Consider the following 24,537-nt stretch of genomic DNA (forward strand, 5'->3'; position numbering starts at 1 on the left):
CATGATTCGCGTGGCCCTTGTCGACGACCAGCAACTGGTGCGGGCCGGGTTCCGCATGGTGATCGACTCGCAGCCCGACCTCACCGTGGTGCTCGAGGCGTCGGACGGCGCCCGCGGCGTCGAGGAGTTGTCGCGCACGCCCGCCGACGTCGTGCTGATGGACGTCCAGATGCCGAACATGGACGGCATCGAGGCCACCCGCCGGCTCACTGCCCGAGACGATTCGCCGAAGGTGGTGGTCCTCACCACGTTCGAGAACGACGAGTACGTGATGTCGGCGATCAGCGCCGGCGCGAGCGGCTTCCTCCTCAAAGATGTCCCACCCGAGCAACTGCTCGACGCGATCCGCACCGTGCACCGCGGCGACGCGGTCATCGAAGCCCGCTCTACCCGCAAGCTGCTGCAGCACGTCGGGCCGATGCTGGGCAATGCGGTGCAGCCGTCACTTCCGGAGGACCTGACGCCCCGCGAGGTGGAGGTGCTCGAGGCGATGGCCCACGGGCTGTCGAACGCCGAGATCGCCGAGAAGTTCGTGGTCTCCGAGGCGACGGTGAAAACCCATGTGGGACGGGTTCTCTCGAAGACCGGCTCGCGCGATCGCGTGCAGGCCGTGCTGTACGCGTTCCAGATCGGGCTGGTACGGCCGCAGGACCTCCTCGGCTCCGACTGACTCAGCCTCGCCGCCCATTCCTTCCCGCTGCGAGCGGATTCCCGCGCGGTCGGACGAGGAATGGGCGCTCAGGCCGACTGTCCACAGCATCATTCTCATCCCCAGATCTGCTGCGAGGCCGCGATCACGGGCACTCGATGTCGTCGGCCGCCCCGAGTCTGCGATTGTGAACCCCTTCGGAATCCACACCTTCGACGAACTGATCACCGCCGGAATCCCGCGCAGCACCATCGGCAGCCGCTGCCGCAGCGGTCGATACCACCGGGTGCTGCCGAGGATCTATGCGGTGACAGAACCGACGACACTTGCCCTCTGCCACGCGGTGACCCGCTGGCAGCCGGCCGCCGTGCTGAGCCACCGGACGGCCGCGTGGCTGTATGGATGGACCGGCGAGCCGGACGTGGTCGAGGCTACGGTTCCGACCCGTGTTCGTGCGCGAACACCGAAGTGGCTTCTACTGCACCGTCGCAACCTCGACGACGCCCAGGTAGGGGAATCCTGGTCGCTGCCGACGGTGTCGGCCGCCCAGACCGTGGTGGACTGCGCCGCGGTCATGTCTTCCCACGAGTTCGAACCCCTCGTCGACGATCGACTAACCAGCTCCGTCACCCGCGACGAACTGCGCGCACTGTGCGACAAGCACCCCGGCCGATGGGGTAACACCACGGCTGTCGCGCAACTCCGCACCGCCGCGGTGCGGTTCGCGTCGGAACCGGAACGTCTGCTCGCGCGGGCGCTGAACCGGCGACGTTGTCCGATGGCGGCAAACGAACCCGTCGGCCCGTACGTGTGCGACTTCGTCGATGCCCGGGCCAAGGTCGTTGTCGAGGTGGACGGCCGCGAATTCCACAGCGCACCTGACGTGTTCCGCAGCGACAGGCATCGCCAGAACTGGCTGGTCCAGCAGGGCTGGCTGGTGCTGCGCTATGCGGCCTCCGACGTCCTCACCGATCCGGATGCGGTGGCAGAGGAGATTTCCGCGATCGTGCGACGTCGGCGGCACAACCGACGCCGATCGACCTGAGCGCCCATTCCTTGTCCACACGAGCGGGAATCCGCGCCGATCGCGAAGGAATGGGCGCTGAGGCTGATGCGGGGTCCTACCCGGGTATGACGCCGCCGGCCGCGGAGATCGCCCCGCGCTCCGATGTGGAAGACCCCTGACCGGCCATAACGTCGAGAGCATGAGAAATGGTGACCAGAAGGTGCAGGCGCGGGCCCTGACCAAGACGTACGGCGACGGCGAGACCGCGGTCCACGCGCTGCGGGGCGTGGACGTGGACTTCGAGGCCGGCGCCTTCACCGCGATCATGGGTCCGTCCGGCTCGGGCAAGTCGACGCTCATGCACTGCCTGGCCGGGCTCGACGTCGCGACGTCGGGCACGGTGCACGTGGGCGGCACCGAGATCACCTCGCTGGGCGACCGTGAGCTGACCGAGCTGCGCCGGGAGCGGATCGGGTTCGTGTTCCAGGCGTTCAACCTGCTGCCGGTGCTGTCGGCCGAGGAGAACATGCTGCTGCCGATGCGGCTGGCGGGCAGGGCACCCGAACGCGGTTGGCGGGACGAGGTGGTGCGCCGCCTGGGGCTGACCGACCGCCTGGGACATCGCCCCCACGAGCTGTCCGGCGGACAGCAGCAGCGTGTCGCTGTCGCGCGGGCGCTGCTGCCGCAGCCCGACGTCGTCTTCGCCGACGAGCCCACCGGAAACCTCGATTCCCGCACCGGCGCCGAGGTTCTCGACCTGCTACGCACGAGCGTCCGGGAGACCGGGCAGACGGTCGTCATGGTGACGCACGATCCGGTCGCGGCGTCGTACGCCGACCGGGTGGTACTGATCGCCGACGGCAGCATCGCCGGGGAGATCGACCGCCCCACCACCGATTCGGTGATCGAGACGATGCGTTCGCTCGGCGCCGACGACCTGAACCGGACCCGCTGATGCGCGGGCTGGCCTGGGCACAGATGCGCGCCCACGCGGGGCGGTATCTCGCGTCGGTGCTCGCCGGCGTGATCTCGGTCGCGTTCGTCGTGGCGACGCTGACGTTGAACTCGACGCTGGACGCGGGTGTGACGAATTCGCTTGCCGGACAGTACGCGACGACGGACGTGGTCGTCACCGGCACCGTCGACCCGGCGACGGTCGCGGCGATCCCGGGCGTGCGGGCGGTCGCCGAGGACAGCTCGGCCGGTGTGAAGGTGCGGCGCGACGGGGAGGGCTCGTCGTACGGGTCGGCGCTGTCGCTGTCGCAGGATCCCGGGCTGCGTTGGCAGAAGTTGCAGGACGGCCGGTTCCCGGAGACGCTGGGCGAGGTCGCGGTCGGGTCGGGGTCGGGTATCCCGGTCGGGACCGACCTGACGGTGACGGTGCTGGGGCGTGACACGCCGACGACGGAGACCGCGAAGGTGGTCGGCACCGTCGATCTCTCGGGCACGGCGCAGAGCATGAACGGCACGACCGTCTTCGTGACGCCGGCGCAGCTGGGGCAGTGGGAGTCGGGCGCGACGGTGCGGGAGATCCGCGTCGCCGGTGACGGCACCCTGTCGCAGGAGCAGCTGGCCCAGCGGGTGGGCTCGATGTTGCCCGCCGATGTCACGGTGGAAACCGGTGTCCGGCAGGCGGAGCTGGAGTCGCAGCGCTTCCTCGGCGGCTCCGACGTCCTGGCGAGCGTGCTGCTCGCGTTCGGCGCGATCGCGGTCGTCGTCGCGGGGCTCGTCATCGCCAACACGTTCGCGGTCCTGCTCGCCGCGCGTACCCAGGAACTGGCGCTGCTGCGCTGCGTGGGCGCGACGGCCGCGCAGGTCCGGCGCAGTGTGCGGGTCGAGGCGGCCGGTGTCGGCGCGGTGGCGTCGGTGCTCGGTGTCGGCCTGGGTGTCGCCGCCGCCTGGCTGGTGGCGCAGATCGCGACGGCGGCCGACGTGCCGATCCCGTTGCAGGACCTGAGCGTGACGCCGGTGACGGTGCTGGTCGGCCTCGTGGTGGGTATCGCGATGACGATGGTGGCGGCGTCGGCTCCCGGCCGGGCGGCCACGCGGGTGGCACCGCTGGCCGCGCTGCAGCCGCTGGAATCCGCGCCGGAAGCGCTGGTGGTGTCGCGGACCCGGCGGATCGGCGGCGGCCTCGCGCTCGCCGTGGGCGCCGGCATCCTCGGGATCGGTGTCGCGTCCGCTCAGGTGATGATCGCCTGCCTCGGCGGGCTGCTCACGTTCGTGGCGATCGTGATCCTCGGACAGCGGATCATCCCGGCGGTGGTCTCCCGGGTGGGTGCTCTGGTGGCACGTCTGGGCGGCCCGGTGGGCGAGTTGGCGGCGGGCAATGCCGGGCGCAACCCGCGCCGCACCGCGGCGACCGCGACGGCGCTGCTGATCGGTGTCACGCTCACCAGCACCCTCGTCGTCGGGATCGCGGTGACCAAGGCCAGCGCGCCCGGCGCCGTCGACGACCAGTTCCCGGTGGACGTGAGCATCAGCACCGCGGGGTCCGCGGGACTGCCGGCCGATCTGGCCGATCGCGTGCGGGGCCTGGACGGCGTCGCGGCGGTCGCGCCCCTGGGCGCCGCCGACCTCGCCCTGCCGGACGGGCGCACCCTCACGGTCACCGGCGTGGACGTCGCCGCTGTCCGTGCGACGCTGCGCACCGACATCGACCTGCCGGGTCCGCGGCAACTGCTGGTCGGGCCGGACGAGCGCCAGGCGTTCGGCCTCGCGGACGGCGACACGGTGTCGCTCACCGGCAACTCCGGCCGCGCCGAACTGACGGTCGGCAGCGCCGAGTTCGGCACCCCCGTGCTGGCCGACGCGCAGATCCTCGCGGCGCTGTCGTCGCAGGTGACGCAGGACCAGGTGTGGATCCGGCTCGACGACGGAGCCGACAGTCGCGCGGTGCAGGACGAGATCACTTCGCTCGCAGAGCAGTCGGCCCCGGGCAGCGACGTCGGCGGGTCGCTCGTGATGCGCGCGACGCTGGACTCGATCCTCGACACGCTGCTGCTGATCGTCGCCGGCCTGCTGTCGGTGGCGGTGGTGATCGCGCTGATCGGTGTCGGCAACACGATGGCGCTGTCGGTGCTCGAACGCCGCCGCGAGTCCGGGCTGCTGCGGGCGCTGGGCCTGACCCGGTCGGGGCTGCGGTCGCTGCTGCTGTGGGAGGCGCTGCTGATCGCGGGCGTGGCGTCGGCGCTCGGTGTGGCCCTGGGCCTGGTGTTCGGCATCACCGGATCGGCGTCGGTGTTCGGATTCGACGACGTCGTGCTGAACGCGCTGCCGTGGGCGACGCTCGCCGCGATCGTGGTGGGCGGCGGCGCGGCCGGCATGATCGCGGCGCTGCTCCCGGCGCGGCGGGCGGCCGGGACGGCTCCGGTGGCCGCGCTGGCGTGAGGTCGTGAGGACGACACGAGAGGCCCGGGTTCGGCAGGCGATGCCGACCCGGGCCTCTCGTGGACGGTGGCTATGCCCCGAGTCGAGCGGTGACCTTCTCGGAGTCGACTCGGCGGGCGAGGGCGGCGTCGTCGGAGTTGGAGACCTGCACCAGCGAGGCGCCGACCGCGAGCACCGAGACGAGTCCCGCGATCAACTGGTCGGCAGTCGTCCACGTGCGCGTCGAGAGCACCCGGTCCGCGCCGGTCACGTTCTGCTCGGCGGCGACGGCGCGGGCCGACGCGAGGACGTCGTCGATCGCGCGCCCGTCGAGCGCGGCGGAACCGGCGCCCACGGCGCGGAACTGGTCGCCGTGCACGCGCACCGCCGTCGCGTAGTCGGTGACCCCGATGGGCAGGTCGGGAACCGGGCGGCCGAACGCGTCGAGTGAGAGCACCGCGACCTCGGGGGCGTCGGCGACGTCGTCGAGGCGGTCGACGGTGACGAGTGCGGCGTCCGCGTCGGGGTCGGCGTCGAGCGTCACCTCGAGCCCCGCCCACCATGCACCGAGGAGGACGGCGGCGGTCTGCCAGTGCGCGGGCAACAGCACCGACACCCGGGCGTCGGGCATCAGCGCGAACTCGTCGCACAGGAAGTTCGCGGTCTTCGCGGCCCAGTTTGCCAGGGTCACCGCCGACAGCTCGATGCGCTCACCGGTGGCGTCGTCGTAGTACGTGATTCGCGGGCCGGCCGGGTCGGTGGCGAGGATCGGATCGAGCAGCGCGGTGGTCAGGTTGGGCACGGGGTCTTCCGTTCTTTCACGAGATGCGAACGTCGAGTCGCAGTGCAGATCGACAGCACTGGCCAATCTACTTCGACGGCGTCGATTCGTGTCGGCTGGTTCCCCGTGCGCAGGCGGGACACGGCCATCGGTGTCCCGCCTGCGTGGACCGTGGCCTCACGAGGCCGCGGCTACCGGAGTCGGTCGGATGTCAGGATCCGAAGTTGAACCCACCGTTGGCGCCACCGTTGGCGCCACCGTTCGCCCCTGCGCTGGAGCCGATCGAACCGCCGTCCGAGCCGAGTCCGAAGTCGGCGCCGAACATCGCGGACAGCAGTGCCGAGAAGAGAGCGGAGAAGGACATGATGTGCTCCTGTGTGTCACTCGATCCAGGTCGACACCGGTTGGTGTCGAGAGTGATTGGATCGTGCGCTGTGCGGTCGAGGGGAGGGATCGGCCGCAGATTAGGGGGCGATTAGGGGACGGTTGGGGGGTCCCTATCGAACCCTGTCGAACGTCAGCTCGGCGGGAAGCCGGGCCGACCCCTCGTTCCATCCGACCCAGTGGGTTCCGGTGATCTCGGCCAGGAGAAACGGTCCGGACCGCCAGAAACTGTGGGTGGGTTCGTCGAACACGTACCAACCCTGCAGCCACAGCGGCGTGGCTCGATCCGGCAGGCCCGACGCGGCCAGTGCCGTCGCGTTGTCGGCGACGACCAGGTTGCGGCAGCCCATCACGGTCTCCTGCAGCACGAACGACGTCAGGAAATGCTCCAGCGTCGGGGCGAGTTCGACATAGTCGTCCGTGTCGACGTCATCCCACATCCAGTGCGCATTGCTGAACACGGCCGATGTATCCGTCCCGGCCGCCACCCGGCAGGTCCAGCTGTCCTGGTTCTCGCGCAGGAAGTCGATGGTGCCGCCGTTCGTCGCCAGGTCGGCCGCGCGAACGAGCGCGTCCTGGTGCTGGAAGATCATCGGCGAGTCCGGCAGGTGTTCTTCGGGATCCCGACTCGGCCAACGGCCCGCGAAGGCGTACAGCTCCCTCAACGCGGACGGCAGGGACGCCGGCAGGTCGGCGTCGGGGGAGCCGTACCCGGGGCTTCGACCGCCGTACCAGGCGACCAGAAAGTCCTTCAGCCACTTCGTGGTTCCGTCCGAGACACGCATCCCGTCAATTGACACAGCGCGGACCCTTGTTCCCCGCGTCGATCGGGGGACCGGGTTCGACGGGGGTGGGCGAGGTACCGGCGCTCGAAATGCCGTCCGAGGCCGCGCCGGACGACGAGGACCCGGACGGGCTCTTGTAGTCACCGGCGAGGACGACGCGGACCTCGCCCGACGCGAGGGAGGAGTCGGTTTCGACCGGCAGCCCGCCGAGCGTCACGGAGACGGCCTGCGCGGCCTTGCTACCGGACTTGTTCGCGAACACCGTGGTTCGCGTGACGGACTTGCCGGTGTTGTTGCCGACGTTGCCGAGGCCGAAACCCTTGTTCTCGAGGATGGTGGCGGCGTTCGCGGCGAGGCCACCGATGCTGCTGTCGTTGGCGACGTCGACGGTGATGGAGGAGACGTCGATGTCGGGCATCGTCGTCGGGACCGCCGAGGTGGTCGTCTCGGCGTCGTCCGCCGGGTCCTCGCCGACGAGTCCGGCGACGTACTTGCGGACGGCCTTGGGGTCGACCTGGACGATCGACTCGCCGTAGTCGGTCATGGCGTTGATGTCGACGACCGGGACGGTCTCGAACTTGACGGCGCCGCCCGCGAGGCCCTGCAGTTGGGTGGCGAAATCGATGATGTCCCAGTCGGAGTCGAGCACCACGGACCGCTGGACGGCCGCGGTCAGCTGGTTCAGCTTGCTGGGGTTGGTGAGTGTCTTCGCGCTCAGCACCTGCTGGACCAGGGACGCCATGAACACCTGCTGCCGGACGATCCGATCGAGGTCACCGCGGGGCAGGTCGTGACGCTGGCGGACGAAGCTGAGGGCGTCGGAGCCGCTCAGCTTCTGCTCGCCGGCCGGGAACTTGGCACCCGAGAGCGGTTCGTCGACAGGCGCGTTGAGGCACACGTCGACGCCGCCGACGGCGTCCGTGAGCAGAACGAATCCGAGCAGGCCGATCTCCGCGTAGTGGTCGACGGTGATGCCGGTGAGCTTCGCGACCGACTTGATGAGCGCCTCGCGGCCGGCTTGGGTGGATTCCTTGTCGGCCGTGGCGTCCGACTTGCCGTCCTCGATCAGCTTCTGTCGTTCGATCTCCTTGGTGGCGCCGTAGGCCGCGTTGATCTTCGACATCCCGATCCCGGGCACCTCGACGTACGCGTCGCGGGGGATGGAGATGGCGGTGGCGGAACCGCCGTCGTTGGGGACCCGGACGAGGACGATCGTGTCGGTGTTGGACGCCACCTCGTCGCCGGCGCGCAGCGCGGCGAGCTCGGATTGACTGAGGGGATTTCCGTGGGCGTCGGTGCGACTGTCGGTACCCACGAGGAGGATGTCGACGGCGCCGTCCTTGCCTCCACCCAGTCCGAGTCCGCCGGCCGTGGCGAGGCTCGACCGCAGCGAATCGACACTGCGCCAGGCGAATCCGGTGACCACGAGCACGAGGACCGCCGCAATCGCGATGGCGATCTGGATGCGCGAGACCCGGGCAGGCAGTCTCGGCACCTCCCGTGTGGTGGGCTCCTGCGGCACGTGTGCGCCTCCATGACGGTCGGTTTTCATACTGTCGTCAAGGCTACTGGTCTTCTCCGCTCGGCACGCGATACAGCTGTCCGGCGTGCCAGACTCGGCAGCTGTGACGACTCTTCTTGTGACGGGCGCGCGGGGACAGCTGGGAAGCCAGTTGCTGCGGTGCGCGGAATCCGCCGACGTCCCCGTATCCGCAGTGGGCTCTGCCGAACTCGACATCACCGATCGCGGTGCCGTGGACTCGTGGGTCCGGCCGGATTCGGTGGTCGTCAACTGCGCGGCGTACACGGCGGTCGACGCGGCCGAGTCCGACGAGGAGGCCGCCGCGGCGGTCAACGAGATCGGGGTGCGGAACCTGGCGTCGGCGTGTGCGCGAGCGGGTGCGCGCCTGGTCCACGTCTCGACCGACTACGTGTTCGCCGGTGACGCGCACACACCGTACGAGCCGGATGCTCCGACCGGTCCGAGGACCGCGTACGGGCGGACCAAGCTCGCCGGCGAGCGGGCGATCCACGAGGTGTCGCCGAACGCGCAGATCGTCCGGACGGCATGGGTGTACACCGGCGCGGGCAACGACTTCGTGGCGACGATGCTGCGGCTCGAACGCGAGCGCGACACCGTCCAGGTCGTGAACGACCAGACGGGCTCGCCCACGTACTCGGCGGATCTGGCGGCCGGGCTGTTCGAACTCGCCCGCACCGGGGTCACGGGTGCGACGGGCGTCACGACGCTGCATGCGACCAACACCGGCTCCGCGACGTGGTTCGACCTGGCCCGCGCGGTGTTCGCCGGGGTCGGCGCCGACCCCGAGCGCGTGTTGCCCTGCACCAGTGCGGAGTTCGTGCGCCCGGCGCCGCGGCCGTCGTACTCGGTGCTCTCGCCGACGGCGTGGGCGGCCGCCGGACTGACGCCGTTGCGACCCTGGCGGGACGCTCTGGCCGACGCGCTGTCGCGGCTCGAGTGAGGACGAAGCGGGCTTTCGGGCTACGCTTGCCCGCGTGAGTTCGAAGCTGGCCGTGGTGACGGTGACCTACTCGCCCGGCGAGCATCTGGAGCATTTCCTGAGCACGCTGGCCGACGCGACTGTCGAGAATCCGCAGGTCATCCTGGCAGACAACGGGTCCACCGACGGTGCACCCGAGGCTGCCGCGGCTGCTCACGATCACGTCCGGCTGCTGCGCACGGGTGGAAACATCGGCTACGGCGGTGCGATCAACCGCGCCGTCGCCGAGGTCGACCGCGACATCGAGTTCGTCGTCGTCGTCAATCCCGACGTGCGCTGGTCGCCGGGTTCCATCGACCAACTTCTGGCCGCGGCGGAGCGGTGGCCGCGGGCCGGTGCCCTCGGCCCGATGGTCCGCGAGCCCGACGGGAGTGTGTATCCGTCGGCGCGGCGGGTGCCCGACCTGGTCTCCGGCGCCGGGCACGCCGTCCTCGGCTCGGTGTGGCCGTCCAACCCGTGGACGCAGGCGTACCGCCAGGAGAACGAGACGATCACCGAGCGCTCGGCGGGCTGGCTGTCGGGCTCGTGCCTGCTGCTGCGCCGGGCCGCCTTCGACTCGATCGACGGATTCGACTCGCGCTACTTCATGTACATGGAGGACGTCGACCTGGGGGACCGGCTCGGCAAGGCGGGCTGGCTCAACATCTTCGTGCCGTCGGCCGAGGTGACCCACGCCAAGGGGCACGCCGCGGGCCGGCATCCCGAGTTGATGCTGCCCGCCCATCATCAGAGCGCCTACCGCTTCCAGGCCGACCGTCATCCTGCGTGGTGGCAGGCACCGCTGCGGTGGGCGCTGCGGGGCGGACTCGCCCTGCGTTCAAAACTCGCGGTCGCGGCTGCCGTTCGTCGGCGCAGCGCCGACGAGCGTCGAGAAATCGAGATTGAGGGGAAAGCATGACAACTGCTTCGGCGACCGATGCCGTCATTCTGGTGGGAGGCCAGGGCACCCGACTGCGTCCGCTGACGCTGTCCGCGCCCAAGCCGATGCTCCCCACCGCGGGCGTCCCCTTCCTGACGCACCTGCTCGCTCGCATCAAGCAGGCCGGCATCACGCACGTCGTGCTCGGCACCTCGTTCAAGGCCGAGGTCTTCGAGGAGCACTTCGGCGACGGCAGCGACCTGGGACTCGAGATCGAGTACGTCACCGAGGTCGAGCCGATGGGCACCGGCGGCGGTATCCGCAACGTGCTGCCCAGCCTGCGGGCCGACAACATCATGGTCTTCAACGGCGACGTCCTGGGCGGCACCGATCTGGGCGCCGTCCTCGACACCCACCACCGGACCAACGCGGACGTCACCCTGCACCTCGTGCGGGTCGGCGATCCCCGCGCCTTCGGTTGTGTGCCCACCGACGACGACGGCCGTGTGAAGGCGTTCCTCGAGAAGACGCAGGATCCGCCGACCGACCAGATCAACGCGGGCTGCTACGTGTTCCGCCGCGAGATCATCGAGAAGATCCCGTCGGATCGCCCGGTCTCGGTCGAGCGCGAGGTGTTCCCCGCGCTGCTCACCGACGGGGCGCGCGTGTTCGGTCACGTCGACAGCTCCTACTGGCGCGACATGGGCACCCCCGACGACTTCGTGCGTGGCTCCGCGGATCTGGTGCGCGGCATCGCGCCGTCGCCCGCCCTCGACGGTCCGCGCGGCGAGTCGCTCGTCCACCCCGGCGCCGGTGTGGCGCCCGGCGCGCTGCTGATCGGCGGCACCGTCGTCGGCCGCGGCGCCGAGGTCGGCGCGGGCGCCCGCCTCGACGGCGCGGTGCTGTTCGACGGCGCGCAGGTGGAGGCCGGCGCGGTGATCGAGCGGTCGATCATCGGCTTCGGCGCCCGCATCGGTCCGCGTGCGCTGGTGCGCGACGCGGTGATCGGTGACGGCGCGGACATCGGTGCCCGGTGCGAACTGATCAGCGGTGCCCGGGTGTGGCCCGGCGTCGCGCTCCCGGACGGCGGCGTGCGGTTCAGCACCGACGTGTGATTGCGCACGGATCCGGCTTCTTTAGCTCTGCTACTGAAATACTGGGGGCATGATGTCGCAGGAACCCGTATTCCACAGGTACGTCGCCCTGGGTGACTCGTTCACCGAGGGCGTCGGCGACCCCGACCCGACCCGCCCGAACGGCCTGCGTGGCTGGGCGGACCGGGTGGCAGAGGAACTCGCCCAGCGCAGCGCCGACTTCGGGTACGCCAACCTCGCCATCCGGGGCCGGCTGCTGGGGCCGATCGTCGACGAGCAGCTCGACGCGGCGATCGCGCTCGAGCCCGACCTGGTGACCATCTACGCCGGCGGCAACGACTTCATGCGTCCAAAGATCGACATCGACGCGCTGGTCGCGCGCTACGACGAGGCGATCGGCAAGCTCGCCGCCACCGGGGCCACCGTGCTGGTGTGGACGGCGTACGACGCCGGCTGGGCGACGGTGTTCGGCAAGCTCCGGGGACGTTCGGCGATCTACAACGAGCTGGTCCGCGAGGTCGCCGACCGGCACGGCGCGAGGGTCGTCGACTTCTGGCGGTTCGACGAGTACCAGGACCTGCGCATGTGGGACTGGGATCGGTTGCACATGTCGACCCCGGGTCACCAGAACATGGCGATCCGCGTTCTCGAGACCCTCGGCGTCGAGCATCACATCGTGATGGATTCGCTCGGCCCGGACCTGCTCACCGACAAGGCGTCGCGGCGCAGCGCGGACCTGAAGTGGACGAGGGAGTTCCTGATCCCGTGGATCGGACGTCGGGTGCGTGGCACGTCGTCGGGTGACGGCGTCACCGCCAAGCGGCCCGCCCTCGCCCCCATACGCTGACGCCCGTCCACTGACGACGAAAGGCCGACCGGAAGAATCCGGTCGGCCTTTCGTCGTCGTCGGGTGTCGTCAGTCGGTGCCGAGGTTCCGGGTCGAGGAGATAGCGACCAGGCCGATCAGGCCGACGAGCGCGAAGGCGTAGAAGCCCCACGGCACCGCGTACCCGGCGCCGAGCAGCGCGCCGCCGAGGATCGGGCCGCAGATGGCACCCACGCGGCCGACGCCCGCCGACCACCCCAGGCCGGTCGCGCGGATGTTCGCGGGGTGGTTGGCGCTGGTGAAGGCGTACACGAGCACCTGTGCGCTGAACACGAAGCAGCCGGCCAGGAAGACCATGACGTAGATGCCGGCCGAGACCTTGATGCTGAGCAGCGCGAGGAACAGGGCGGCACCGGCGAACCACACGATGGCGGCGGTGCGCGGGCCGACCTTGTCGGCGACGCGGCCGGCGATCAGGAGTCCGACGACGGCGCCCGCGTTGAGGACGAGCAGGAAGGTCAGGGCGGCGCCGAGTTCGTAGCCGGCCTCGCGCATGATCGTCGGCAGCCACGTGTTGAGGCCGTAGACCAGCAGCAGGCCCATGAACGAGGTGACCCAGATGGCGATGCTGTTGCGCAGGAACTTCGCGGAGAACAGCGTGCGCACCGGGTCGGTGGCCGTCGCGACGGGCGCGTCGGCGGCCGGTGTCGCCTCGAGCTCGAAGCCGTACTGCGCGGCGATGCTCTCTGCCTCGTCCCGACGGCCCTTGGAGAGCAGGTACGACGGCGATTCGGGCAGGTACCGGATCATCAGCGGGATCAGCACGAGCGCGGGCGCGGCGCCGACGACGAACATGGAGTGCCAGCCGAACGGGTCGATCAGCACGAGGGCGAGAGCCGCGGTGGCCACGGCGCCGACGTGGTAACCGGTCATGAGCATCGTCGACGCGGAACCGCCGCCCTGCTTCTTCGAAAACTCGTTGACCAGAGCCAACGCGGTCGGCAGGCAGCCGCCGAGCCCGATGCCGGCGAGGAAGCGCAGCAGACCGAAGACGAACGGGTTGGGGGCGACCGCGCACAGCAGCGTCAGCACCGAGAAGGCGGCGACCGCGTAGATCAGCGCCCGGCGGCGGCCGATGACGTCGGTGAGGGTGCCGATGATGAGCGCGCCGATCGTCATGCCGATCAGGCCGAACGTCGAGATCGTGGTGATCGCGCTGGTGCTGAGGTTCCAGTCGCCGTACTCGCGCAGCGACGGGATGACCGCACCCAGGACTACGAGATCGAATCCGTCGAGGAGGACGGCGATCCAACACAGCGGGGCGACCCACATCGCGGCTCGACGGCGTGTCGCGGGTCGTTCGATGGTGCTCATTCGATCTCCAGAAGCCCAAGGTGTTCGCAATGCGAACCACCGTTCATTTCAAGAACGCGGCAATTGTTGGTTGGATCACACGGCAAAGTCAAACTGCAGACCTCTGGGTCTGATATAGCCCCGCCTGGCGTCCGTGCGGGCGCCGGGCGGCGACACTGGACGGGTGAGTGACGCGAACGAATCCGGCCGCAGCATGCTCGGACGGGCATTTCATGTGCTCGACACCTTCTCGGCCGAGCGGCCCCGGCTGACGCAGTCGGAGCTGAGCCGCCGCACCGGGCTTCCGCTCCCGACCGTGCACCGGCTGTGTGCGCAACTCGTGGAGCACGGTGCCCTCGAACGCGACGGCGAGGGGCGGTACGAGATCGGTGTCCGGCTGTGGGAGCTGGGGGCACTCGCGCCACGCGCGCACGGCCTGCGTCAGGTGGCCATGCCGTACCTCGAAGACCTCTACGAGGCGACCCGCGAGAACGTGCAGTTGATCGTCCGGGACGGGCTCGAGGCCCTCTACGTGGAACGGCTGTCGGCGCGGGGTGCGGTGGCGGTGGTCGGCCGAGCCGGTGGCCGCCTGCCGCTGCACGCGTCGAGCGGCGGTCTCGTGCTCCTCGCGCACGGCGGCCCGGGGCTGCTCGGCGAGGTGCTGGCCGCGGGGCTCGAGCGGTTCACGCCCAACACCATCACGGCGGAGCACCGGCTGCGGCAGACCCTCGACGAGATCCGCCGGACCGGGTTCATCGTGTGCCGCGAGCACCTGAACATCGGCACGCTGGCGGTCGCGGCGCCGATCCTGCGCCCCGGCGGCGACGTGGTCGCGTCGATCTCCGTCGTGGTCGGCGCGGCCGCCGATCCCGCGCCGCTGATCCCCGCGCTGCGGGCCGCGGCGCGGGGAATCTCGCGCAATCTCGCGTGACGCACGTCTCGTTCCCGGATTCGTCTTTCACTGAGTGAAAGTCCGTCTGTCGCCTCGGTCGGAACGCCGGGACAGTGTTGGCGATCACGATCTACCGAGGAGATGACCATGACCATTTCGAGCACCCAGGTCGGCATCGTCGGCGCCGGCCCGGCCGGACTGATGCTGTCCCACCTGCTGCACTTGCGGGGCATCGAATCCGTGGTTCTCGAGGCCCGGACCAGGGAAGAAGTGGAAGGCACCATCCGGGCGGGTGTGCTCGAGCAGAACACCGTCGACCTCATGGTCGAGACCGGCCTCGGTGACCGGGTCAAGGCCGAGGGCCTCGAGCACCACGGCATCGAACTACGCTTCGGCGGCCGCGGGCACCGCATCGCGTTCGACGAGCTCACGAACGGCCGCGCCGTCACGGTCTACCCGCAGCACGAGGTGCTCAAGGACCTCATCGCCAAGCGGCTCGCGGACGGCGGCGACATCCGGTTCGGCGTCTCCGACGTCGAGGTGCACGACCACACCACCGACAACCCGTACATCACCTACACCGACTCCGACGGCACCACGCAGACGCTCAAGTGCGCGCTCGTCGGCGGCTGCGACGGCTCCCGCACCCAGACGCGCAAGCTGATTCCCGAGCCGTCGATCCGGCAGGACCACTTCCGGCAGTACCCGTTCGCGTGGTTCGGCATCCTCGCGGAGGCGCCGCCGTCGTCGGAGGAGCTCATCTACGCCAACCATCCGCGGGGCTTCGCGCTGATCAGCACCCGCACGCAGGAGGTGCAGCGGCACTACCTGCAGGTCGACCCGGACGACTCGGTGGACAACTGGTCCGACGACCGCATCTGGTCCGAACTGCACGCCCGGGTGGACGGCGAGGGGGCGGAGATCAAGGACGGCCGGATCTTCGAGAAGTCGATCCTGCAGTTCCGCAGCTTCGTGTGTGAGCCGATGCAGCACGGCAACCTGTTCCTCGCCGGCGACGCCGCGCACACCGTCCCGCCGACCGGTGCCAAGGGCCTGAACCTCGCCGTCGCCGACGTCTGCGTGCTCTCGAAGGGCATGGCCGAGTTCTTCGAGACCGGCAACCGCGGCCGGCTCGACGCGTACACCGAGACGGTGCTGCCCCGGATCTGGCGCACGCAGCACTTCTCGTGGTGGATGTCGTCGATGCTGCACCGCCTGCCCGACGCGTCGGGCTTCGATCACAAGCGTCAGGTCGCCGAGCTCGACATGGTGACCCGATCGGTCGCCGGCCGCACGCTGATCGCGGAGAACTACGTGGGTACGCCGCTCGGCTGAGTCGCGGCTGGACGGGCTCGGCCGGCCCCGCATCGTTGCGGGACCGGCCGAACCCGCGCACCGTCCGAGATCGGACGGGTCCGATTTCTCGCTCGGTGAGAAACGGGGGATGCAGGTGGGGGTGTCGCCCTTAGGTTCGTGAGAGCTGTACCGCTCCACCTACAGAAGAGGCATTCCATGAAGATCCTGATCGTCGGCGGCACCGGAATGATCGGTGCCCACACGGCACTCCACCTGCGTGAGGCCGGCAACGATGTCACCGTCGCCGCGCGCAACCCGCTCGCCGACGACTCCCCGGTGCGGGACTTCCCGGTGCTGCTGGGCGACTACACGGAGCAGACGTTCACGGCCGACCAGTTGGCGCCGTTCGAGGGCATCGTCTTCGCCGCGGGCCAGGACATCCGGCACATGGGCCGCGATGTCGACGAGGCCGAGTTCTGGGAGAAGACGCAGTCCGGTGGTGTGCCGCGCTTCGCCGCACTCGCCAAGGAGGCCGGGGTCTCCCGCTTCGTCCAGGTCGGCAGCTACTACCACCACCTGCGGCCCGAGTACGCGGAGACCATGCCGTACGTGGCGGCCCGCAAGGCGGCCGACGAGGGCGCCCGCGCGCTGGCCGACGAGAACTTCAACGCCTCGACGCTGAACCCGCCGTCGATCCTCGGCGCCATCAGCGGCGTGTCCGCCAAGCGCTACCGCAAGCTGTTCTCGTGGGCCGCGGGCAACGAGCCGCAGATCCCGGACTTCGCGCCGGCCGGCGGCACGAACTACATGTCGGCGCGCTCGCTCGCCGAGGCGATCGGGGGTGCGCTGCGCCGCGCCGAATCCGGCAAGGCGTACCTGATCGGCGACCAGAACCTGACGTTCACCGAGTACTTCCAGATGCTCGTCGACGCCGCCGGCGGCAACCGCACCATCGAGGAGCGCAACGAGGAGCACCCGCTGCTGCCCGACAGCTTCATCGTGCAGGGCCGCGGCAATGCCATCGCGTACGAGACCGATCCGGCCGAGACCGCCCTGCTCGGGTACACCAAGGGTGACTGCGCCCGCGCGATCGCCGAGATGTACGAGATCGTGCAGGCGGCCACCGCGCGCTGACGCTCGCCCCGCAAGACGAAAAGGCCTGTCCCGCGGAGTGATCCGCGGGGCAGGCCTTCGTCGTGTCCGAGTCAGGCGATGCGTTCGAACACGGCCGCCAGGCCCTGGCCGCCGCCGATGCACATCGTCTCGAGGCCGTAGCGGGCCTCGCGTCGGTCCATCTCGCGCAGCAGGGTCGCGAGGATGCGGGCGCCGGTCGCGCCCACGGGGTGGCCGAGCGAGATGCCCGAGCCGTTGGGGTTCAGGCGCGGATCGTCGGGTTCGAGGCCCCAGGTGCGGGTCACCGCGAGGGCCTGGGCGGCGAACGCCTCGTTGAGTTCGATGACGTCCATGTCGGCGAGCGTGAGATCCAGTCGGCCCAGGGCCGTCTCGCTCGACGGGACGGGGCCGATGCCCATTGTGCGCGGCGGTACACCGGCCACGGCCCAGCTCGCGAGCCGCGCGAGGGGACGCAGACCGAGCGCCGCGGCCTTCTCCGGGGTGGTGACGATCGCGATGGCGGCGCCGTCGTTCTGCCCGCTGGCGTTGCCGGCGGTGACGGTGGATTCGGGGTCGACCTTGCCGCGGATCGGGCGCAGCTTGGCGAGGGATTCGAGGCTGGTGTCGGCGCGCGGATGCTCGTCGGTGTCGACGATCAGCGGATCGCCCTTGCGCTGCGGGACGGTCACCGGGACGATCTCCTCCGCGAAGACGCCGCTGCGTTGCGCGGCGACCGCACGCTGGTGCGACTGGACGGCCAGGGCGTCCTGATCCTCGCGGCTGATGGAGAATTCGGCGCGCAGGTTCTCGGCGGTCTCGATCATGCCGCCGGGCACGGGGTAGTTGCGGCCGCCGGCGGTCACGCGGGCCCGCGCCAGCCGGTCGTTGAGGGCGAGGGACTCGCCGCGGACGCCGTACCGCATGCCGGTGGCGTAGAACTCGGCCTGGCTCATCGACTCGACACCGCCGGCGAGGACGAGGTCGCTGCCGCCGGACTGGACCTGCATGACGGCCTGGATGATCGCCTGCAGGCCGGAACCGCAGCGGCGGTCCACCTGCAGGCCGGGGACGTCGACGCCCAGTCCGGCGTTGAGGGCGGCGATGCGGCCGATCGCGGGGGCCTCGCCGCCGGGGGAGGCCTGACCGAGGATCACGTCGTCGATGTAGGCGCCGGAAATGCCGGTGCGCGAGACGAGTTCGGTGATGACGGTGGCCGCGAGGTCCTCGGGTGCGATGTCCCGGAAGACGCCGCCGAAGCGGCCGACGGGGGTGCGGAGCGGTTCGCAGATGACTGCGTCAGGCATGTCTGTTTCCTTGGGGCGAGGGCGATTGTGTCTGGGTGCGGGCGAGGTCCGCCGAGATGGCGTCCGCGGTCGCGACGGCCGCGGGCACGAGCGTGTCGTAGACGGCCTCCGACGTGTAGCGAGCGGCCTGCGTCGAGATGTTCACGGCTGCGACGACGGTGCCGTCCCGGTCGCGGATGGGTGCGGCCAGCGACCGCAGGCCCTCCTCGAGTTCCTGGTCGACGACGCAGAATCCGTCGGACCGGATCTTGTCGAGTTCGGCGCGCAGCGCGTCGGGCGTCGCGATGGTGCGCCCCGTGAGCGGGGTCAGTTCGACGCGCGCCAGGTAGGCGTCCAGGTCGGCGGGACTGAGCCCGGCCAACAGCACGCGACCCATCGACGTCGCGAACGCGGGGAAGCGGGTGCCGATCGTGATGGAGACGGTCATGATGCGCCGGACCGGGACGCGGGCGACGTACACAACGTCACCGTCGTCGAGGATCGACACCGAGGTCGATTCGCTGACCCGGTCGGACAGCTCCTCGAGGTGCGGTCCGGCGATGTCGGGCAGCGACAGGCTCGACAGGTAGCTGTAGCCGAGTTCGAGCACCCGCGGCGTGAGCCAGAAGGCAGAGCCGTCGGTGCGGACGTAGCCGAGTTCGGTGAGGGTGAGCAGGAACCGACGGGCGGTCGCGCGAGTGAGGTCGGTGGCGCGGGCCACGTCGCTGAGCGTGCGGCGCGGGGTCTCGGCGTCGAACGCCTTGATCACGGACAGCCCGCGCGCGAGCGACTGCACGTAGTCGGTCGAGGACCCGGTCGATTCGGTCCCACTCGTATTCGCCACGATCACGTACTCCCCTCGGTGGCGCCCGCCAGGTCGGCGAGCGCCTGCTTGCCGAGCGCGAACGCCCGGTTGCTGTTCGGCACACCCGCGTACACCGCGGTGTGCAGGAATACTTCCACGAGCTGGTCCGGGTCCATTCCGGCGCGCAGCGCGGCCCGGATGTGCATGTCGAGTTCGTGCTCGTTGCCGACCGCGGTGAGGATCGCGAGGGTGAGCAGGCGGCGGGTGGGATGGTCGAGGCCGTCGCGGGCCCAGATGTCGCCCCACGCCGTGCGGGTGATGAAGTCCTGGAACGGCTCGGTGAACGGCGTGCTGCCCGCGATCGCCCGGTCGACGTGCGCGTCGCCGAGGACGGAGCGGCGCACCGACATTCCGACGTCGTGCACGGCGCGGCGGGCGACGCCCACCGGAGTTGCTGCGGCGACGTGGCGCTCGATCAGACGGGTGACGGGGCCGGCCTGCTCGACGTTGGCCAGGTGCGCGCCGGGGGAGACGACGTGGAACTCGGCGCCGGCGATGCCGTCGGCGATCGCCCGCAGCGCGGACGGCGGGGTGGGGCCGTCCTGCTCGCCGGCGATCACGAGCGTCGGCGCGACGATGCGCGCGAGGTCGGCGCGCCCGTCCCACTGCGACAGGGCCTCACAGCACGCGGCGTACCCCTCGTCGGAGCTGCCCGACACCATCGCGACGTGGCGGGCCACCAGCTCGGGATCACGCTGCGCCAGTTCGGGAGTGAACCAGCGTCCGACCACGGATTCGGCGATCGAGGCGATGCCGTCGGCGCGGACGGTCGCGGCACGGTCGAGCCACGGTTGCGCCGGCGCGAACTGCGCCGACGTGCACATCACCGTAAGTGTCCGCACGCGTTGCGGGTGGTGTGCGGCGACCCACTGGGCGACGGCGCCGCCGAGCGAGAGGCCGACGACGTGCACCGCGTCCAGGCTGAGCCCGTCGAGCAGCGCGATCACGTCGCCGCCGAGGTCGGCGATCGTGTACGGCCCGGCCGGGGCGGGGGAGCCGCCGTGGCCGCGGTGGTCGACGGCGACCACGTGATGCCCACTCGACAGCGCGTGGATCTGCGGGTTCCACATGTGCAGGTCCGAGCCCAGCGAGCCGAGCAGCAGGACCGCGGGCGCGGCGGGGTCGCCGTGTGTCTCGTAATGCAGGTCCACTGTCATGGGTGTCCTCCGGTGGTGCGGGCGGGCCGTGCCGCCCGGGAAGCGAGGGCACGGTCGACGAGGTCGACGGCGTGGCCGAGGTAGTGCGACGGGTCCAGCAGGTCGCGGAGCGTGTCGGCCGACAGGTGGGCGGTGATGTCGGGTGCCCGGTCCAGCGGGACGCCGGACGCGGCTGCGGCGGTCACGATGTCGCGTGCCGCGTCGGTGTGCTCGGACAGCGCTCCGGTCACCCGCTCGGCGAGAATCAGTCCGCCGGTGATCGCGAGGTTGCGGGCCATGGCGTCCGCGTCGACACGCAGTCCGCCGACGCTCGATGCGAGTCGGTGCGCCGCGCCTCCGGTGAGCCGGAGCAGGTCGGTGACCGTCTCCCACTCGGCGTGCCAGGCACCGGCCGCGCGGGCGAACTCGTGGTCCATGGCCGAGAGGATCGTCGAGACGAGGCCCGGAACCCGACGCGCCGCGGCACGCGCGGTGATCGCGGCGACGGGATTCTGCTTGTGCGGCATGGCCGACGAGCCGCCCGGGGTGTCCTCGGCCACTTCACCGAACTCGGTCGACGCCATCAGCGTGATGTCGGTGGCGGGCTTGGACACGGCCCCTGCCGCGATTCCCAACGACGTGGCCAGCGCCGCGACCGGGGTGCGGGTCGTGTGCCAGGGAACGACCTGTCGGGTCAGCCCGAGTTCGTCCGCGAAGGCGTCGGCCAGGTCGAGCCCGTGGGGTGCACTGGCGGCCAGAGTGCCTGCCGCGCCGCCGAACTGGACCGGCAGCGCCGACAGCGCCTGCTCGAGGCCGTCGACTGCGTCGTCGAGTCCGGTGAACCACGACACGGCGAGCGCACCGAAGGTGGTGGGCAGCGCCTGCTGTCCGAGCGTGCGCGCCACCATGGGGGTGCTCCGGTGCCGGGCGGCAAGTGCGGCGGCGGCGTCGGCCGCGGTCCGCAGGTCGGTGAGAACCTTGCGTCCGGCCCTGCGCGACAACAGCATCAGCGCGGAGTCCATGACGTCCTGGCTGGTCGCGCCGACGTGCACCGCCGCGGCGGGCACCCCGTCCTGTGTGCACGCGCCCCGCAGGATCCGCACGAGCGGGATCACCGGGTTGCCGCCGGACGCGGACCGGCGGCCGAGGTCGGCGATGTCGATCCCGCCCGGCTCGGCCAGTCGCGTGGCCGCCGCGGTCACGGCCGCCGCGTCCTCGGCGGTCACCAGGCCGACGGTGGCGGCCGCGCGGGTGAGCGCGGCCTCCACCTCGAGCAGGGCTCCCACCCACGCGCGGTCCGAGATGTCCTCGGCGAGTTCGTCTGCGCCGAAGACGGGATCGAACAGTTCGCCGCGGGTGTACGTCACGAGAGGCTCCTGATCACAGCTCGAAGAACGGCGTCTCGACACCGTCGGGATCGCTGTCCTGAACATAGACCGTGAGGCTGTAGCCGTCGTCGGTCTTGCGGGCGACCAGCTTGTGGCGCTGCGACTCGGGCAGCGACGTCAGCACCGGGTCGACGGCGTGCGCGTCGGTGTCCTCGGGGAAGTACAGCCGTGTGTACAGGCGCTCGAGCATGCCGCGGGCGAAGATGCCCACGTTCACGTGCGGGGCCTCGACGGCATCGTTCTCGGCCGGCAGCGCACCCGGCTTGACCGTGTGGATCGTCGCGGTGCCGGTCTCGTCGGCCCCGGCCCGGCCGAAGCCCCGAAATCCCGCAGGATCCGGCTCGGCGGCGCCGCGCGGGTCGTCCGGATGCGCGAAGCGTCCCGTCGCGTCGGCCTGCCACGTCTCGACCATCGCGTCCGCGACGGGCACGCGGTCGCCGTCGATCACGGTGATGCGCAGCGTGATCCGGCCCGGAGTGCCTTCGGGAGCCGCGTCGGGGCCGTCCGCCCAGGGCAGGCCGATGTGCCAGTAGGGGCCCACCGTCTGGGACGGGGTGACGCCGAACTCGGCGGTGGTGAAGTCGCCCGGGATGACGTCGTAGATCGGTGCAGTGTTCTGCGGGGCGGTGTCAGTCATCGTGATCCTCGTCCTCGAACGGGGTGGCGTCGCGTCCGCGCAGGACGATGTCGAAACGGAAGCCCAGCGCCCAGTCGGCGACGGTCGCGTCGTAGTCGAAGACGCTGACCATCCGGTGCCGGGCCTCGGCGGGGACCGCGTTGTAGATCGGGTCCTGGAAGAACAGCGGATCGTCCGGGAAGTACATCTGCGTCACCAGGCGCTGCGTGAACGACCGGCCGAACAGCGAGAAGTGGATGTGCGACGGCCGCCAGGCGTTGTCGTGGTTGCGCCACGGGTACGCGCCCGGCTTGATCGTGGTGAACGTGTAGTGGCCGTCCGCATCGGTGACGCACCGGCCGACACCGTCGAAGTGCGGGTCGAGCGGGGCGGGCCAGTTGTCGCCGGTGTGGCGGTAGCGGCCGCCGGCGTTGGCCTGCCACACCTCGAGCAGCGTGTTCGGGACGGGCTTGCCGTTCGCGTCGAGCACGCGGCCGTGGACGATGATCCGCTGGCCCTGGGCCTCGCCACCGTCGACGATGGTCAGATCGGCATCGCCGGGCCGGACGCGGTCCTCGCCGAACACCGGTCCGGTGAGTTCACCGAGCCGCTGCGGGAGCAGCTTCAGGGGCTGGCGCGGGCTGCGCAGGCTGGTGGTCTTGTAGTCGGGAAAGTCCGGCGGCGCGTTCACGCCGTCGCCGGCGGGCGGGTACTGCGGGGGCAGATGAAGCATGTGAGACCTCGTTGGGGAACAGGTGAGGGGGAATCGAGACGGCTGTTCGCAATGTGGACGATGTGACGCTATACGAACAACGTAGTGCCTCCGGGTGCGGCAATCAACGGCTGACCGCAATTCTGTTCGCTATGCGGACGAGGGTTCACAATACGCACGGATCGCCGTATGCTGGCCGCCATGATGGACAAAGTCATTGCCACAGCGGCCGAGGCCGTCGCCGACATCCCGGACGGCGCGACCATCGCGGTCGGCGGATTCGGCCTGGTCGGGGTGCCCGAGATCCTCATAGGCGCGCTCCTCGACCAGGGCGCCACGGACCTCGAGACGGTGAGCAACAACTGCGGCACCGACGGCTTCGGGCTCGGTGTGCTGCTCGAGCAGGGCCGCATCCGACGCACCATCAGCTCGTACGTGGGCGACAACAAGGAATTCGCGCGGCAGTACCTGTCGGGCGAGCTCGAGGTGGAGTTGACTCCGCAGGGCACGCTTGCCGAGCGGCTGCGCGCGGGCGGCGCCGGCATCCCGGCCTTCTTCACCCCGGCCGGCGTCGGCACACAGGTCGCCGAGGGTGGGCTGCCGCGTCGCTACGACGGCAGCGGCGGCGTCGCCGTCGCGAGCCCGGTCAAGGAGACTCGCGAGTTCGACGGCACGACGTACGTCATGGAGCGCGGCATCGCCGCCGACTACGCGCTCGTGCACGCGTGGAAGGGCGACCGCCACGGCAACCTCGTGTACCGGCGCAGCGCCCGCAACTTCAACCCGCCCGCCGCCGCGTCGGGGCGCATCACGATCGCGCAGGTCGAGCACCTCGTCGAGCCGGGCGAGCTGGATCCCGACCAGATCCACACCCCGGGCATCCACGTGCAGCGCGTCGTGCACGTGGGCAAGGTCACTGTCGGAATCGAGAAGCGAACGGTACGAGCATGACTCAGGTTGTTGCACAGAAGCTGACGCGCGAGCAGATGGCCGCGCGGGTCGCACAGGAACTGTCCGACGGGCAGTACGTCAACCTCGGCATCGGCATGCCGACCCTCGTGCCGAACTACATCCCCGAGGACGTCACCGTCGTGCTGCACTCGGAGAACGGTGTGCTCGGGGTGGGCCCGTACCCCACCGAGGACGAGCTGGACCCCGAACTCATCAACGCCGGCAAGGAGACCATCACAGTCCTGCCCGGCGCGTCGTACTTCGACTCGTCGCAGTCCTTCGGGATGATCCGCGGCGGCCAGGTGGACGTCGCGGTGCTCGGCGCGATGCAGGTCAGCGCCAAGGGCGACCTCGCCAACTGGATGATCCCCGGCCACATGGTCAAGGGCATGGGCGGCGCGATGGACCTCGTCCACGGTGCGAAGCGGGTCATCGTGATGATGGAGCACGTCTCCAAGAAGGGCGAGCCCAAGATCCTCGACGAGTGCACGCTCCCGCTCACCGGCAGGGCCTGCGTGCAGCGGATCATCACCGACATGGCCGTGCTCGACGTCACCGACGAGGGCCTGCGCCTGGTCGAGACCGCGCCCGGCGTCAGCGTCGACGACGTGGTCGCGGCGACCGGCGCGACGCTGCTGCGTTGAGCATGCCGGTCGG

General features: G+C 70.4%; 24 protein-coding genes. 13 read left to right on the forward strand and 11 right to left on the reverse strand.

Annotation, left to right across the window (positions count from 1 at the left end):
• Position 1 precedes the first annotated feature (1 nt).
• From ABI214_RS21350 to ABI214_RS21365, 4 genes are all read left to right on the forward strand, one after another.
• Complete coding sequence (locus ABI214_RS21350) at positions 2 to 670, forward strand: response regulator transcription factor (protein WP_348604457.1); 669 nt, start codon at positions 2 to 4, stop codon at positions 668 to 670.
• 166 nt (positions 671 to 836) lie between these two features.
• Positions 837 to 1,694 carry a DUF559 domain-containing protein gene (locus tag ABI214_RS21355; protein WP_348604458.1) on the forward strand — a complete coding sequence of 286 codons (858 nt, stop codon included), beginning with the start codon at positions 837 to 839 and terminating at the stop codon, positions 1,692 to 1,694.
• A 160-nt stretch (positions 1,695 to 1,854) separates the two neighbouring features.
• Positions 1,855 to 2,610 carry an ABC transporter ATP-binding protein gene (locus ABI214_RS21360; RefSeq protein ID WP_348604460.1) on the forward strand — a complete coding sequence of 252 codons (756 nt, stop codon included), beginning with the start codon at positions 1,855 to 1,857 and terminating at the stop codon, positions 2,608 to 2,610.
• Complete coding sequence (locus ABI214_RS21365; protein ID WP_348604461.1) at positions 2,610 to 5,045, forward strand: FtsX-like permease family protein; 2,436 nt, start codon at positions 2,610 to 2,612, stop codon at positions 5,043 to 5,045. Before ABI214_RS21360 ends, ABI214_RS21365 begins: the two co-directional genes overlap by 1 nt.
• 70 nt (positions 5,046 to 5,115) lie before the next feature.
• On the opposite strand, the gene ABI214_RS21370 is transcribed toward ABI214_RS21365, so the two are convergent.
• The 4 genes from ABI214_RS21370 to ABI214_RS21385 all read right to left on the reverse strand — a co-directional run bounded on the left by ABI214_RS21370 (position 5,116) and on the right by ABI214_RS21385 (position 8,469).
• On the reverse strand, positions 5,116 to 5,826 hold the full coding sequence (locus ABI214_RS21370; protein ID WP_348604463.1) for a TIGR03089 family protein: 711 nt from the start codon (positions 5,824 to 5,826) through the stop codon (positions 5,116 to 5,118).
• Between the two features lie 190 nt (positions 5,827 to 6,016).
• On the reverse strand, positions 6,017 to 6,169 hold the full coding sequence (locus tag ABI214_RS21375) for a hypothetical protein (protein WP_348604464.1): 153 nt from the start codon (positions 6,167 to 6,169) through the stop codon (positions 6,017 to 6,019).
• Positions 6,170 to 6,302: 133 nt separating this feature from the next.
• Positions 6,303 to 6,974, reverse strand: a complete 672-nt coding sequence (locus tag ABI214_RS21380) for a hypothetical protein (RefSeq protein WP_348604465.1) — start codon at positions 6,972 to 6,974, stop codon at positions 6,303 to 6,305.
• 4 nt (positions 6,975 to 6,978) lie between these two features.
• The gene (locus ABI214_RS21385; protein WP_408586510.1) at positions 6,979 to 8,469 is read right to left on the reverse strand and encodes an LCP family protein; all 1,491 of its coding nucleotides are present in this window, start codon (positions 8,467 to 8,469) and stop codon (positions 6,979 to 6,981) included.
• A 130-nt stretch (positions 8,470 to 8,599) separates the two neighbouring features.
• On the opposite strand from ABI214_RS21385, the gene rfbD reads away from it, so the two are divergent.
• The 4 genes from rfbD to ABI214_RS21405 are packed head-to-tail and all read left to right on the forward strand — an operon-like array spanning position 8,600 to position 12,296.
• Positions 8,600 to 9,457, forward strand: a complete 858-nt coding sequence (gene rfbD / locus ABI214_RS21390; RefSeq protein ID WP_348604466.1) for a dTDP-4-dehydrorhamnose reductase — start codon at positions 8,600 to 8,602, stop codon at positions 9,455 to 9,457.
• A gap of 34 nt (positions 9,458 to 9,491) precedes the next feature.
• A complete protein-coding gene (locus tag ABI214_RS21395; RefSeq protein WP_348604467.1) occupies positions 9,492 to 10,394 on the forward strand; it encodes a glycosyltransferase family 2 protein in 903 nt (300 codons plus the stop codon).
• Positions 10,391 to 11,470: a sugar phosphate nucleotidyltransferase gene (locus tag ABI214_RS21400; protein WP_127914516.1), complete on the forward strand. Its 1,080-nt coding sequence runs from the start codon at positions 10,391 to 10,393 to the stop codon at positions 11,468 to 11,470. Before ABI214_RS21395 ends, ABI214_RS21400 begins: the two co-directional genes overlap by 4 nt.
• A 49-nt stretch (positions 11,471 to 11,519) precedes the next feature.
• The gene (locus ABI214_RS21405) at positions 11,520 to 12,296 is read left to right on the forward strand and encodes an SGNH/GDSL hydrolase family protein (RefSeq protein ID WP_348604468.1); all 777 of its coding nucleotides are present in this window, start codon (positions 11,520 to 11,522) and stop codon (positions 12,294 to 12,296) included.
• 69 nt (positions 12,297 to 12,365) lie between these two features.
• Here ABI214_RS21405 and ABI214_RS21410 read toward each other — a convergent pair whose 3' ends face one another.
• Positions 12,366 to 13,649, reverse strand: coding sequence for an MFS transporter (locus tag ABI214_RS21410; protein WP_348604469.1), 1,284 nt, complete (start codon positions 13,647 to 13,649; stop codon positions 12,366 to 12,368).
• Between the two features lie 193 nt (positions 13,650 to 13,842).
• On the opposite strand from ABI214_RS21410, the gene ABI214_RS21415 reads away from it, so the two are divergent.
• The 3 genes from ABI214_RS21415 to ABI214_RS21425 all read left to right on the forward strand — a co-directional run bounded on the left by ABI214_RS21415 (position 13,843) and on the right by ABI214_RS21425 (position 16,950).
• Complete coding sequence (locus ABI214_RS21415) at positions 13,843 to 14,559, forward strand: IclR family transcriptional regulator (RefSeq protein ID WP_348611865.1); 717 nt, start codon at positions 13,843 to 13,845, stop codon at positions 14,557 to 14,559.
• A 108-nt stretch (positions 14,560 to 14,667) separates the two neighbouring features.
• Positions 14,668 to 15,855, forward strand: a complete 1,188-nt coding sequence (locus ABI214_RS21420) for a 4-hydroxybenzoate 3-monooxygenase (RefSeq protein WP_348604470.1) — start codon at positions 14,668 to 14,670, stop codon at positions 15,853 to 15,855.
• 177 nt (positions 15,856 to 16,032) lie between these two features.
• On the forward strand, positions 16,033 to 16,950 hold the full coding sequence (locus ABI214_RS21425) for an NAD-dependent epimerase/dehydratase family protein (protein WP_348604472.1): 918 nt from the start codon (positions 16,033 to 16,035) through the stop codon (positions 16,948 to 16,950).
• Between the two features lie 71 nt (positions 16,951 to 17,021).
• On the opposite strand, the gene ABI214_RS21430 is transcribed toward ABI214_RS21425, so the two are convergent.
• From ABI214_RS21430 to pcaH, 6 genes are read right to left on the reverse strand one after another with little or no spacing between them, the layout of a single operon-like run.
• On the reverse strand, positions 17,022 to 18,233 hold the full coding sequence (locus ABI214_RS21430; RefSeq protein WP_348604473.1) for an acetyl-CoA C-acetyltransferase: 1,212 nt from the start codon (positions 18,231 to 18,233) through the stop codon (positions 17,022 to 17,024).
• Positions 18,226 to 19,056 (reverse strand): IclR family transcriptional regulator domain-containing protein, encoded by an 831-nt coding sequence (locus tag ABI214_RS21435; RefSeq protein WP_348604474.1) that lies wholly within the window; start codon positions 19,054 to 19,056, stop codon positions 18,226 to 18,228. Before ABI214_RS21435 ends, ABI214_RS21430 begins: the two co-directional genes overlap by 8 nt.
• A 2-nt stretch (positions 19,057 to 19,058) precedes the next feature.
• Positions 19,059 to 20,234: a 3-oxoadipate enol-lactonase gene (pcaD, locus tag ABI214_RS21440; RefSeq protein WP_348604475.1), complete on the reverse strand. Its 1,176-nt coding sequence runs from the start codon at positions 20,232 to 20,234 to the stop codon at positions 19,059 to 19,061.
• On the reverse strand, positions 20,231 to 21,580 hold the full coding sequence (gene pcaB, locus ABI214_RS21445) for a 3-carboxy-cis,cis-muconate cycloisomerase (RefSeq protein ID WP_348604476.1): 1,350 nt from the start codon (positions 21,578 to 21,580) through the stop codon (positions 20,231 to 20,233). The genes pcaD and pcaB overlap by 4 nt, the downstream gene beginning before the upstream one ends.
• A gap of 13 nt (positions 21,581 to 21,593) precedes the next feature.
• Positions 21,594 to 22,238, reverse strand: a complete 645-nt coding sequence (gene pcaG / locus ABI214_RS21450; RefSeq protein ID WP_348604477.1) for a protocatechuate 3,4-dioxygenase subunit alpha — start codon at positions 22,236 to 22,238, stop codon at positions 21,594 to 21,596.
• On the reverse strand, positions 22,231 to 22,950 hold the full coding sequence (pcaH, locus tag ABI214_RS21455) for a protocatechuate 3,4-dioxygenase subunit beta (RefSeq protein ID WP_348604478.1): 720 nt from the start codon (positions 22,948 to 22,950) through the stop codon (positions 22,231 to 22,233). The genes pcaG and pcaH overlap by 8 nt, the downstream gene beginning before the upstream one ends.
• A 183-nt stretch (positions 22,951 to 23,133) precedes the next feature.
• Between pcaH and ABI214_RS21460 the strand changes: the two genes are divergently transcribed.
• Positions 23,134 to 23,880: a CoA transferase subunit A gene (locus ABI214_RS21460; RefSeq protein WP_348611868.1), complete on the forward strand. Its 747-nt coding sequence runs from the start codon at positions 23,134 to 23,136 to the stop codon at positions 23,878 to 23,880.
• Entirely contained in the window at positions 23,877 to 24,524 is a 648-nt protein-coding gene (locus tag ABI214_RS21465; RefSeq protein ID WP_348604479.1) for a CoA transferase subunit B, read from the forward strand. The genes ABI214_RS21460 and ABI214_RS21465 overlap by 4 nt, the downstream gene beginning before the upstream one ends.
• Positions 24,525 to 24,537: the final 13 nt, after the last annotated feature.

The sequence above is a fragment of the Prescottella soli genome (assembly GCF_040024445.1).
Classification (GTDB): Bacteria; Actinomycetota; Actinomycetes; order Mycobacteriales; family Mycobacteriaceae; genus Prescottella; species Prescottella soli.

Coding starts and splice junctions, on each gene's coding strand:
- ABI214_RS21400 (WP_127914516.1), top strand. CDS start 10,391: ATGACAACTGCTTCGGCGACCGATGCCGTCATTCTGGTGGGAGGCCAG.
- ABI214_RS21460 (WP_348611868.1), top strand. CDS start 23,134: ATGGACAAAGTCATTGCCACAGCGGCCGAGGCCGTCGCCGACATCCCG.
- ABI214_RS21405 (WP_348604468.1), top strand. CDS start 11,520: ATGATGTCGCAGGAACCCGTATTCCACAGGTACGTCGCCCTGGGTGAC.
- ABI214_RS21410 (WP_348604469.1), bottom strand. CDS start 13,649: ATGAGCACCATCGAACGACCCGCGACACGCCGTCGAGCCGCGATGTGG.
- ABI214_RS21360 (WP_348604460.1), top strand. CDS start 1,855: ATGAGAAATGGTGACCAGAAGGTGCAGGCGCGGGCCCTGACCAAGACG.
- ABI214_RS21350 (WP_348604457.1), top strand. CDS start 2: ATGATTCGCGTGGCCCTTGTCGACGACCAGCAACTGGTGCGGGCCGGG.
- pcaH (WP_348604478.1), bottom strand. CDS start 22,950: ATGCTTCATCTGCCCCCGCAGTACCCGCCCGCCGGCGACGGCGTGAAC.
- ABI214_RS21430 (WP_348604473.1), bottom strand. CDS start 18,233: ATGCCTGACGCAGTCATCTGCGAACCGCTCCGCACCCCCGTCGGCCGC.
- ABI214_RS21425 (WP_348604472.1), top strand. CDS start 16,033: ATGAAGATCCTGATCGTCGGCGGCACCGGAATGATCGGTGCCCACACG.
- ABI214_RS21365 (WP_348604461.1), top strand. CDS start 2,610: ATGCGCGGGCTGGCCTGGGCACAGATGCGCGCCCACGCGGGGCGGTAT.
- ABI214_RS21465 (WP_348604479.1), top strand. CDS start 23,877: ATGACTCAGGTTGTTGCACAGAAGCTGACGCGCGAGCAGATGGCCGCG.
- pcaD (WP_348604475.1), bottom strand. CDS start 20,234: ATGACAGTGGACCTGCATTACGAGACACACGGCGACCCCGCCGCGCCC.
- ABI214_RS21415 (WP_348611865.1), top strand. CDS start 13,843: ATGCTCGGACGGGCATTTCATGTGCTCGACACCTTCTCGGCCGAGCGG.
- ABI214_RS21380 (WP_348604465.1), bottom strand. CDS start 6,974: ATGCGTGTCTCGGACGGAACCACGAAGTGGCTGAAGGACTTTCTGGTC.
- ABI214_RS21375 (WP_348604464.1), bottom strand. CDS start 6,169: ATGTCCTTCTCCGCTCTCTTCTCGGCACTGCTGTCCGCGATGTTCGGC.
- pcaG (WP_348604477.1), bottom strand. CDS start 22,238: ATGACTGACACCGCCCCGCAGAACACTGCACCGATCTACGACGTCATC.
- ABI214_RS21420 (WP_348604470.1), top strand. CDS start 14,668: ATGACCATTTCGAGCACCCAGGTCGGCATCGTCGGCGCCGGCCCGGCC.